Below are 9099 nucleotides of genomic sequence, written 5' to 3' on the forward strand. Positions count from 1 at the left end.
GACCGCATCCTCGCCGGACGTCAACCCCCGTGGCTGGCAGCAGACTTCGACACAACGGGACGAACCGCTCACACCCTCACAGAACTCCCTCTGACCGCCCACCGGACCGGTTCGGCCATCCGCCCCTGGTCCGAGGAGCCCTGTGACCGTCACCAGCATGCCCCAGTCGATCCTGCCCGCGCAGCAGGCCTGCGACATCGAGGAGGTGATCCTCGGGGTCGACACCCACAAGGACGTCCACGTCGCCGCGGTCATCACCGCTCTGGGCGCCCCGCTCGCGCACCAGGAGTTCCCGACCACCGCTGCGGGGTACCGTCAACTGCTTGCCTGGGCAAGCTCGTTCGGCATACTTCGCCGTGCCGGAGTCGAGTGCACCGGGTCGTACGGGACGGCGCTGATGCGAGTCCTGCGCCGCGAGGGTGTCGAGGTCATAGAGATCAACCAGCCCGACCGCGCCACGCGACGCAAGCGCGGCAAGACCGATGCCGTCGACGCGGACGCCGCGGCCCGCGCGGTCTTGTCAGGCCGGGCCGCGGCCCGGCTCACCGACGAGGCGGCCTTCGCCGCCTTGTGCGGGGTCAGCCCGGTTGAACAGTCCTCCGGGAAGACCCAGCGGCGGCGCCTGAATCGCGGCGGAAACCGGCAGGCCAACGCCGCCCTCTACCGCATCGTACAAAGCCGCCTGCGCTGGGACCAGCGCACCCAGGCCTACCTACAGCGACGCACCGCCGAGGGCATGTCCAGGCGAGAGATCATCCGATGCCTCAAACGCTACGTCGCCCGAGAGCTCTACCGGCACCTCCAACCCCCGGCGCCCTCCACCGCGGCTTGACGAAACATAGGGGCTTCTACGCCACCCACAACACAGCCGAGATCAGGACGTGACTGGCCAGGCACCCGCGCTTCCACGTCCACTTCACCCCGACCGGACCCTCCTGGATCAACCAGGTCGAGCGTTGGTTCGGTCTGTTGACCTACAAGCTCATCCGTCGCGGCGTCCACACCTCCGTCAAGGCCCTGGAAGACGACATCAAGGCGTGGATCGACACCTGGAACGAGGACCCCAGACCATTCACCTGGACCAAGACCGCGGACGAGATCCTCAAGTCCCTCGCGGACTACCTCAGTTCAACCCGCCAGACTCCCCAGCAGAGTAGAAATTACCATCGGGATTTGCGACGCAAGACACTAGCCGAGTACCACCAGCGCGGGCTCACCGCCGTCGAGACCGGCGGCGAAGCCGTCGCCCCACCGGCGACGGCGCCAGGGAAGTGCCGCACCCCGATCTCCGGGGCCTGCCACACCCCGTACGGGCGCACCTTGCGCTTCCCGCCCGGCAGCAGGAACTCCACCTCGGTCGCCCAGCCGGTCACGGTGCCCACCCCGCCCGCGGCCCCGGGCGCGGTGCCGCCCCGGGCGAGCACGGTCTCGTTCACCGCCATCGTGTGCCGGGCACCGGAACGCCCGGCACCCCGAGCCGTTCCGCACATGTCGGAGCGAGGCAGGCGGTCACGTTCGCCCGGCGAACTCTGGAGGAGTGGGCCCGTCGCGGGCGACTCGCACACGCAAGGCCTTCACTGACCGAGGACACGCTCCTGGTCGTGGAGGAACTGGCCGACAACGCCCACCGGCACGGCACAGGCCTCGCGGAACTCGGGCTCGGAACTACAACCCTGGCTGGCTGCGCGTCACCGTCGTCGACCGCAGTCCGATCCTCCCCAGCCGCGGCGCCACGGGGCGGCGGCTACAGCTGGCCCATCGTCGACCGCCTGCCCACGGCTGGGGAGCGACTCCCCTGTTCACGGGTAAAAGCAAGCTGGTCTGGGCGGACCTCGCCATCTGTGTCACCGCCCAGTGAACCCGCCCCCCGATTCATCGTCGCCCCGGAAAAGGAACGCGGTCTCGATGATCTCCAGCAACCGCCGCACAGCCCGGCCGGGCACCACCACCGTGCGACCGGCCGCCACAGCGTCCCGCCGCAACTCCACCAGGACATGCAAGCCCCGGCTGTCACAGAGAGCGCTCACGTCTACGACCAACCGCCTTGTGCCGGTGTGCACCGCTGCGGCCAGGCCCCGGGGCAAGACCTGGGCGTTGTCTTGGTCGATCTCTCCGGTAACCACCACCACCGGCTGCGCCAGGGAGCGCTCGTCCCGAGACGGCTTTCCTCGGGGCCGCGGTGTTCCGGTTCCGGCTGCCCGCGTCCCGTAGTCACTGGCCTCCCTCGGTCCCGGAGCCGTGAGGTTGAACGCCAGGAAGCGCCCCCGAAACACTCCCAGGCAACCACGATCCCGCCCGAACGCACACCCGACGCCACCCCTTCGGACGGAGTCCCGGTACGGATTTCTCGTCGCGGTGCACCGCTGACCACAGTGTTCAGGATGCCGCCGCCCCCGCAGTCTGCGTCGGAGCGAGCGGCGTCCCGTCGCGGGAACAGCGACACCGGTCAGCCGGAATACCGGCTGCGCCGCCGCCGAGAGCGCCGACCAGCGCGCCAACCGGCTTGTAGACGATCGCGATCTCTGTGTTGAACCGGATTCCTCGGGTATGCGCGCGAGGAACGGAAGGTTGGTTCTATGCCTCGGGACAGTGAAGGTGGCGAACGCCGACCTGCACGGCCCCCTCGGCGAGAGGAGGCACAGGGCGGTGCGCGCACGCGGTCACTGGGGAAGGCCGGGCCACGGCTGTCGGCCGCGAAGGTCATGCGGGTGGCCATGGCGCAGCTGGAGGAGTTGCTGGGCAGGGTTCCGGAGTCGGTGTCCGCGATTCGACGTACTGATGACGGTTGGCAGGCCGATGTGGAGGTGGTGGAGGTGGAGCGGGTGCCGGATACGGCCAGCGTGCTGGCTAGCTATCGGGTGTCGCTCGACAGCGGGGGGGAGCTGGTGGGCTACGAGAGGACTCGCCGGTACACACGGGATCAGCTAGATCGCCGCTCGTGACCACGGGTGGCCGCGGGCGGGATATAGGTGGAAGGAGGCACTGGATATGACTGTGGTGCCGCAGGGTGGCGGGGGTGCTGTTGCAGTCGGGGGTAGGGGTTCGGGCACGCTGTATGACGTCGTCGAGCTGATACTGGACCGGGGCCTGGTTATCGACGTGTTCGTCCGTGTGTCGTTGGTGGGTATCGAGATTCTCAAGATCGATGCTCGTGTGGTGGTGGCCAGCGTTGACACGTACCTGCGCTTCGCCGAGGCCTGCAACCGGCTGGACCTGGAGTCGGGGCGCAAGGCTCCGAGCCGGTTGCCGGAGCTGGTGGGCGAGATGACGGAGGGCGGCGCGCGGGGCAAAAGCAAGGGGGCGCTCACCGGTGCGGTGGAGGCGGTGACGGATACGATCCGTCAGCACACCCAGAGCCGCGAGGAGGAGCCAGAACCGGAGGAAAGGCGTGAGAGGCCGCGTCCGGCACGGCGTTCCCGGGCGGCCCGGGAAGAGTGAGCCATGGCCATCTACGTGTACGCGATCACCGCGGACAGCCATCCGTTGCGGCTGGACGGCATCACCGGTGTGGGTGATCCGCCCGAGGAGCTGTCCACCATCAGCGGTTCGGATCTGGCGGCAGTCGTCAGCGCCGTACCCGAAGGCCTGCGGGCCCGCCGCCGCGACGTCCTGGCCCATCAGGATTTGCTCCAGCGGCTCAGGGCGGACGGCACCGTCCTTCCACTCCGGTTCGGCACGCTCGCCTCCGATGTCCAGGAGGTGCGAGATGTGCTCAAGGAGCGCGCCGACTCCTACCGGGAACGGCTCCACTCCCTGGAGGGCTGCTCGGAATATCTACTGAAGGCATCATGCGAGGAGGACGCCCTCTTGTGGCAGATCCTTTCGGACTCGGAGGAAGCGCGGCAGCTGAACGACGAAAGCCGACGCAGCGGTGATCCCAATGTGAAGATCCGGCTGGGTGAGCTCGTGGCCGGTGAAATCCGGGCACGCGAGACTTCCGCTGCGACGCATGCGGTCGATTCGTTGCGCCCGCTGGCACGGGAGGTCCACGAGAACGAGGCGGCCGGCAACGATTTCGTCAGCGCTTCCTTCCTGGTCGAGGACGCCCGGGGGGAGGAATTCACCGCCGCCCAAACCCGGCTGGCCAGCAAGTGGGGTGAGGCCTACCAGTTCCGTCTGCACGGCCCACTGCCGCCCTACAGCTTCGTCTAGAAGGCGTTATGGGTCTGATCACAGGGCTGCTGACTCTGCCCCTCGCGCCGGTACGGGGCGTGATCTGGGTGGCGGAGCAGGTGGCGAATACCGCCGAGCGCCAGTTCTACGATCCCGCTCCGGTCGAGGACGCCCTCAAGGCCCTCGAACAGGAACTGCTCGCCGGACGCATCACGGAAGAAGAGTTCGACCGGCGCGAGAGCGAGCTCCTCGACCAACTGGACGAGATCCACCGGTTCTGGGCGACCAAAGGCACGTGAACAGCGAAATGCCGGCCTACGGCAATGCCGGACCGCTCACAGGCTCCACGTGCGCCCCCTCTCTTCTGCGCTGCCGGTCCTGGGCAGCCCCTCCTGAGCGGGGCGCCGGGTCATGCTCGCGGTCCCCCGTCGGCCGGCTGCAGAAGCCTCACCTGCGGCCCAAGGCCGGTCAGGACAAGCCACACGCCCGCCTCCTCGGCATCCTTGCGGGCCACGAGGAGCGAGTTCAGGCAGGCCGAGTCGCAGAACGTGATCGGGCCGAGATCGACGACCAGCAGGGCCGGTCCGCCCGCCACCGCCTTACCCAGGGCGTCGTCCAGCGCCGGTCGCGTGTCACGGTCCACCTCGCCCTCCACGCGGCAGACCCTCACCGGGACGGTCAGATCCCGGGACGCGACCTGCAGGACAGAGACGGCCTCGTGGTGAGCATGCTGTCGGCCGGACATGAGCGGGCTCCCTCCGCAGGGAAGCTGTCCGCTTCCGATCATCTCTCTCCGGCCGCCACCCGACCACTTTCACGCGCTGCCGGAGCCGACCGCTCAACCCGACCCCGGCGACACCTCGCGTGTCACCGCGCCGGACCCCGACAAACCCCACCCGACCCGCTCCACGATCAGCTGGATGGGCGACCAGTAAACACGCCGCGCAGGGAGATGAGATGTCCGCCAGAAAGGACTGAAATGTCCGCTGAGCGGGATTTGGGCGCGTATCCCGTTGACATTTACCTCTCGGGGGTCCTGCTGCCGGGGGTGGTCTTGGTGCGCGCAAGGGAGCAGGCTGGAGCCGGACAGCTTTCCTCACAGGAGGGGGGCCCGCTCGTGTCCAGACGCGTCATCCCGACGAACGCCGGGAACACCATCGGGCCGATCCTGCGGATCACCGGGCTCGCAACCCCGGAGGCGGTCGTCTGCCGCCTCGAAGGCGAGATCGACCAGGACCAGCGGCCGAGGCTCGAGAACGCTCTCGCCCGGATCATCAGGGACCGCCCGCCCCGGCTGGTCGTCGACCTGGCCGGTGTCGACTTCTGCGACTCCACCGGCCTGAACATCCTCCTCCAGACTCGCCAGGACGCAGCTCTGGCCGGCACCAGCCTCGTCCTGGCGGCTCTCTCACCGCAGATCCGTCGCCTCCTGGAGATCACCGGCACCGACGACGTGTTCACCATCCGTGACAGCGTCCACGCGGCCCTCCACGACGGCCACCGGCGCCAGCCGAGACGACCATGAACACGGCGTCACGCTACGCGGTCACCCTGCCCGGCGTCCCCGGCGGGCAGGCCCCGCCGGAAGTCATCATCGTCCACGCCACCGGCGAAACCACCCGAGACGGCCAGCCGGTTTTCGCTGACGCCGCCGGCACCTTCCGCGTCTGCACTGGGGTCACCGCCGGATCGCCGCCGGCAACAACGTCTTCGCCGCTCTCTGGAACGGCGGCGACGACCACGGCGGGTGGATCGAGTACGGTCGGGTCGCCACCGGCGCCTGACACTCCGCGACTCCGCTGAACACTCCGGTGCCGGCCCCATCGATTCTCGTGGGGCTGGCACCGCCGTACGCGGAGTTGCGTCGGCTGACCGCCCCGGGCGCCGGGATCGAGAAGATGCGGGCCCGCCTGCACCGGCTGCACGACGAGGGCCTGGCTGACGCTGCTGGCTCTGGTCGAGCCCGACGTGCGCGGCGACCCGGTGTCGCCGCTGCGGTGGACCACGAAGTCGACCCGAGCCCTGGCCTCCGAGCTGAGCCTGCTCCCGCCGCTGTCGCACCAGCTCGAGGGCGTGGGCGAGGTCGAGTTCCCAGCTACGACGGTCACTACGGCCTCCTCGCCCCTGCGGAGGTGTGAGCGCGGGCCGGGCCGGGACGGGTGGCCCCCGGTCGAGGGCCGGTGGTCCCGGCCCGGTCGGGCCCGCTCGGTCCTGTCGCCGGACGGCCGTGGGAGTGACGATGAGTGCGTCCGTTCGCCGAGCCGAGTAGCGGATGAGGAGATGGTGGTCATGGAACTCCCCGTCACGGTCGGGGTCGACGGCTCCTCCGCGAGCTTGCGGGCGGCCGACCTCGCTGCGGAGGAAGCCCTGCTGCGAGGCCGTGAGCTGCGCGTCGTGCACGCCCTGCCGCTCATGCCGCACCTGCTTGCGGGACGCGACACCCGCCCCCGCTGCGGCGAACGGGGAGCACTGGCGGAGGTTCGGCACACGCTGGCCGTGCGCCACCCCGAGCTGCCCGTGCGGGCGGAGGAGGTGCACGACGTCGCCACGGCGGCGCTGGTGGCCGCGGGGGAGGAGGCGGAACTGCTGGTCCTGGCCGCACGCGGGGACGGCGGCTTCCCCGGGTTGCGCGTGGGCGCGACCGCGCTGCACGTCGCCGCCCGCGCCGGCTGCCCGGTCGTCATCACCCCCGTCTCGGAGGATCCGGCCCCGCGCGACCTCGTCGTGGTCGCGGTGGACGCCCGCCGCCCCGCCGAGGCCGCCCTCGACTTCGCCTTCGACCTGGCCCGCCGGCACGGCCTGGCGCTCCGCGCGCTGCACGCCTGGCCCCCGGCGGAAGCGGGCCGGCCGGAGCACCTGCGGCAGGCGGAGCGCTCACGGCTGGCCGCCGCCCTCGCGCCCTGGCGGGCCGCGCACCCCGAGGTGCCGCTGATCGAGGACGGCGAACCGGGCGGCGCCGGACAGGTACTCGTCGAGGCATCGGCGAAGGCCCGCTTCCTGGTGCTGGGCCGCCAGCGGTGCACACCGGTCGGCCGACTCGGGCCCGTGGCCCACGCCGTGCTGCACCACGCCGAGTGCGCCGTCGCCGTCGTGCCGGAGCCCTGAACCGGTCGGTCCGCGGGCGCCTGGGGTCCTGCGATGAACAGGAGTTGACGCCCACGCGGTGATCGACCACGCGCACAGCCCGGTGGCGATCGTGCCGAACGCCGTCAGGTGGACGGGCGCCACGTCGCCATCTGCTCCCGGAAGGTCGGCCAGCTGACGATGTCCTCCTTGCCGCACTGGAGGGCGTGGAGCAGGAGCTGGTGGGCGTGGTCGAGATCGACCATGCGCTGCTCGACCTCGTCGACCTTGGCGCGGATCATCGCCTGCCTGCGCGGCTGGTCCTGTTGGAACTCGTTGATCTCGGCCAGACTCAGTCCGGCCTGCTGGAACTTGCGCAGCAGCACGATCCGTTCCGCGGCCTCCGGCGGATAGCGCCGCTGCCCGTTCTGCCGTTCGGGCGCGGGCAGCAGGCCGTGGCGTTCCCAGAACCGGATGGCTGACGCGGGCACCCTGGTGACCTCGGCGAGCTGACCGATCGTCATGCGCACGCTTCGCCCTCCCCTCGTCGTGTCTGCCCGACGCTTGACTTGAACCTTAGTTCAAGTCGCAGAGTGGCTCGTGCGCACAGCGGAGGCGGAAGGGCCGACCGCTGGTCGAAGAACTCGGAGATGATGAGATGACAGACACTCCTGAAGTGAAGAACCGGGCTCACCAGCTCGTCGAGGCTGCCAGGCAGCTCTTCGTGGCGGGGGTGATGTCGCACTCCGGGCACGCCAACCTGAGCGTCTCGCCAGCTGCGAGTGGATCAAGAAGAGCCAGCCGCTCTGCCTGATCGGCGACTCCGGCACCGGCAAGTCCCACATGCTCATCGCCCTGGGCACCGAGGCCGCCATGCAGGGCTACCGGGTCCGCTACACCCTCGCCACCAAGCTCGTGAACGAGCTCGTGGAGGCCGCCGACGAGAAGCAACTGAACAAGACGATCGCCCGCTACGGCCGCGTCGACCTGCTCTGCATCGACGAGCTCGGCACATGGAACTCGACCGCCACGGTGCCGAACTGCTCTTCCAGGTCCTCACCGAGCGCGAGGAGAAGAACAGCGTCGCCATCGCCTCCAACGAGTCCTTCGGAGGCTGGACCAAAACCTTCACCGACCCCCGCCTCTGCGCGGCCATCGTCGACCGACTCACCTTCAACGGCACCATCATCGAAACCGGCACCGACTCCTGCCGGCTCGCCTCGACCCGCGCCCGAGCCGAAACGCCCGCCAAAGCCGGCTGACCGCTGAAGGCCCCAACGTGATGGTCCTCCGCCCTCCTGACGGAGGACCATCAAGCGCTGTTCCAGGGGTCGCTTTCACGCTCCCAGGGGACATCCAGCGTGAGCATTTCGTGGATGCAGCGGCGCAGTCCGCTGCTGTAGTCGACCGGGAGGAGCCATGGCACCTGCTGGAACAGCTCGCCGAGCTGGTCGGTGCCGGGGTCGGTCAGGAGGGTGCGGAGCTCGTCGGGGACAGGGTCGGTGACCAGGCACAGCCAGGCGAGGCCGGCGCCGATCCGGATCTCGGGCGGCCGGCCGGGATCCGACCACAGGTCCCGGGCCCACGCGGGGGCGTCCTCATCCTGGTGTTCGCGGGCGAGCTGGGCGATCGCCAGGATCAAGCTCACCCGGACCACCGCATCGTCTTCAACGGCCAGCCTGTGGTGCAGGGCTGAGGAGACGCGTGGCATCTCGCTGGTCGCCGCTGCCAGGACGAAGGCGGTCGCAGAGCGGACTTCGGGATAGGGGTCAGCGAGAAACGGGAACAGGAGGTGCAGGTCGCCCGTAACGGCGTCGCGAGCGGCCTGAGAGGGTGTTCTGTGAGCCTTCGCCGAGGTTCAGCTTGAATTGGCCTCGGGGGCGGCCGGTGCCGAGTTGGTGAGGGTGAACAGGCCGGGCTCGG

General features: G+C 69.7%; 12 protein-coding genes and 3 pseudogenes. 11 read left to right on the forward strand and 4 right to left on the reverse strand.

Annotated features, from left to right (window positions below):
• The first annotated feature begins 157 nt into the window (after nucleotides 1–157).
• Both ACWCXH_RS39230 and ACWCXH_RS39235 read left to right on the forward strand, forming a co-directional pair.
• Nucleotides 158–832, forward strand: coding sequence for an IS110 family transposase (locus ACWCXH_RS39230; RefSeq protein WP_449806315.1), 675 nt, complete (start codon nucleotides 158–160; stop codon nucleotides 830–832).
• A 53-nt stretch (nucleotides 833–885) separates the two neighbouring features.
• Nucleotides 886–1122, forward strand: a pseudogene (locus tag ACWCXH_RS39235) (IS630 family transposase); the annotation flags it as partial.
• A 722-nt stretch (nucleotides 1123–1844) separates the two neighbouring features.
• On the opposite strand, the gene ACWCXH_RS39240 reads toward ACWCXH_RS39235, so the two are convergent.
• A complete protein-coding gene (locus tag ACWCXH_RS39240; RefSeq protein WP_449806304.1) occupies nucleotides 1845–2273 on the reverse strand; it encodes an STAS domain-containing protein in 429 nt (142 codons plus the stop codon).
• A 303-nt stretch (nucleotides 2274–2576) separates the two neighbouring features.
• Between ACWCXH_RS39240 and ACWCXH_RS39245 the strand changes: the two genes are divergently transcribed.
• From ACWCXH_RS39245 to ACWCXH_RS39260, 4 genes are read left to right on the forward strand one after another with little or no spacing between them, the layout of a single operon-like run.
• Nucleotides 2577–2942 (forward strand): gas vesicle protein GvpO, encoded by a 366-nt coding sequence (locus ACWCXH_RS39245; protein WP_449806305.1) that lies wholly within the window; start codon nucleotides 2577–2579, stop codon nucleotides 2940–2942.
• A 46-nt stretch (nucleotides 2943–2988) separates the two neighbouring features.
• Nucleotides 2989–3438 carry a gas vesicle structural protein GvpA gene (locus ACWCXH_RS39250; protein ID WP_449806306.1) on the forward strand — a complete coding sequence of 150 codons (450 nt, stop codon included), beginning with the start codon at nucleotides 2989–2991 and terminating at the stop codon, nucleotides 3436–3438.
• Between the two features lie 3 nt (nucleotides 3439–3441).
• Entirely contained in the window at nucleotides 3442–4152 is a 711-nt protein-coding gene (locus ACWCXH_RS39255) for a GvpL/GvpF family gas vesicle protein (protein WP_449806307.1), read from the forward strand.
• An 8-nt stretch (nucleotides 4153–4160) separates the two neighbouring features.
• Nucleotides 4161–4412: a gas vesicle protein GvpG gene (locus ACWCXH_RS39260; protein ID WP_449806308.1), complete on the forward strand. Its 252-nt coding sequence runs from the start codon at nucleotides 4161–4163 to the stop codon at nucleotides 4410–4412.
• Nucleotides 4413–4522: 110 nt separating this feature from the next.
• On the opposite strand, the gene ACWCXH_RS39265 is transcribed toward ACWCXH_RS39260, so the two are convergent.
• Nucleotides 4523–4858, reverse strand: a complete 336-nt coding sequence (locus ACWCXH_RS39265) for an STAS domain-containing protein (protein ID WP_449806309.1) — start codon at nucleotides 4856–4858, stop codon at nucleotides 4523–4525.
• 372 nt (nucleotides 4859–5230) lie between these two features.
• On the opposite strand from ACWCXH_RS39265, the gene ACWCXH_RS39270 reads away from it, so the two are divergent.
• The 4 genes and pseudogenes from ACWCXH_RS39270 to ACWCXH_RS39285 all read left to right on the forward strand — a co-directional run bounded on the left by ACWCXH_RS39270 (nucleotide 5231) and on the right by ACWCXH_RS39285 (nucleotide 7218).
• A complete protein-coding gene (locus ACWCXH_RS39270; RefSeq protein ID WP_449806310.1) occupies nucleotides 5231–5638 on the forward strand; it encodes an STAS domain-containing protein in 408 nt (135 codons plus the stop codon).
• Complete coding sequence (locus ACWCXH_RS39275) at nucleotides 5635–5916, forward strand: DUF6296 family protein (RefSeq protein ID WP_449806311.1); 282 nt, start codon at nucleotides 5635–5637, stop codon at nucleotides 5914–5916. Before ACWCXH_RS39270 ends, ACWCXH_RS39275 begins: the two co-directional genes overlap by 4 nt.
• Before the next feature lie 141 nt (nucleotides 5917–6057).
• A pseudogene (locus tag ACWCXH_RS39280) lies at nucleotides 6058–6153 on the forward strand (ISAzo13-like element transposase-related protein); the annotation flags it as partial.
• 249 nt (nucleotides 6154–6402) lie between these two features.
• Nucleotides 6403–7218, forward strand: a complete 816-nt coding sequence (locus ACWCXH_RS39285; protein ID WP_449806312.1) for a universal stress protein — start codon at nucleotides 6403–6405, stop codon at nucleotides 7216–7218.
• A gap of 104 nt (nucleotides 7219–7322) precedes the next feature.
• Here the strand turns inward: ACWCXH_RS39285 and ACWCXH_RS39290 are convergent, their stop codons facing one another.
• Nucleotides 7323–7700: a MerR family transcriptional regulator gene (locus ACWCXH_RS39290; RefSeq protein ID WP_449806313.1), complete on the reverse strand. Its 378-nt coding sequence runs from the start codon at nucleotides 7698–7700 to the stop codon at nucleotides 7323–7325.
• Between the two features lie 244 nt (nucleotides 7701–7944).
• Here ACWCXH_RS39290 and ACWCXH_RS39295 point away from each other — a divergent pair.
• Nucleotides 7945–8438, forward strand: a pseudogene (locus ACWCXH_RS39295) (ATP-binding protein); the annotation flags it as partial.
• Nucleotides 8439–8488: 50 nt separating this feature from the next.
• Here the strand turns inward: ACWCXH_RS39295 and ACWCXH_RS39300 are convergent.
• On the reverse strand, nucleotides 8489–8824 hold the full coding sequence (locus ACWCXH_RS39300) for a hypothetical protein (protein WP_449806314.1): 336 nt from the start codon (nucleotides 8822–8824) through the stop codon (nucleotides 8489–8491).
• Between the last annotated feature and the right edge of the window lie 275 nt (nucleotides 8825–9099).

The sequence above is a fragment of the Kitasatospora sp. NPDC001660 genome (genome assembly GCF_053596725.1).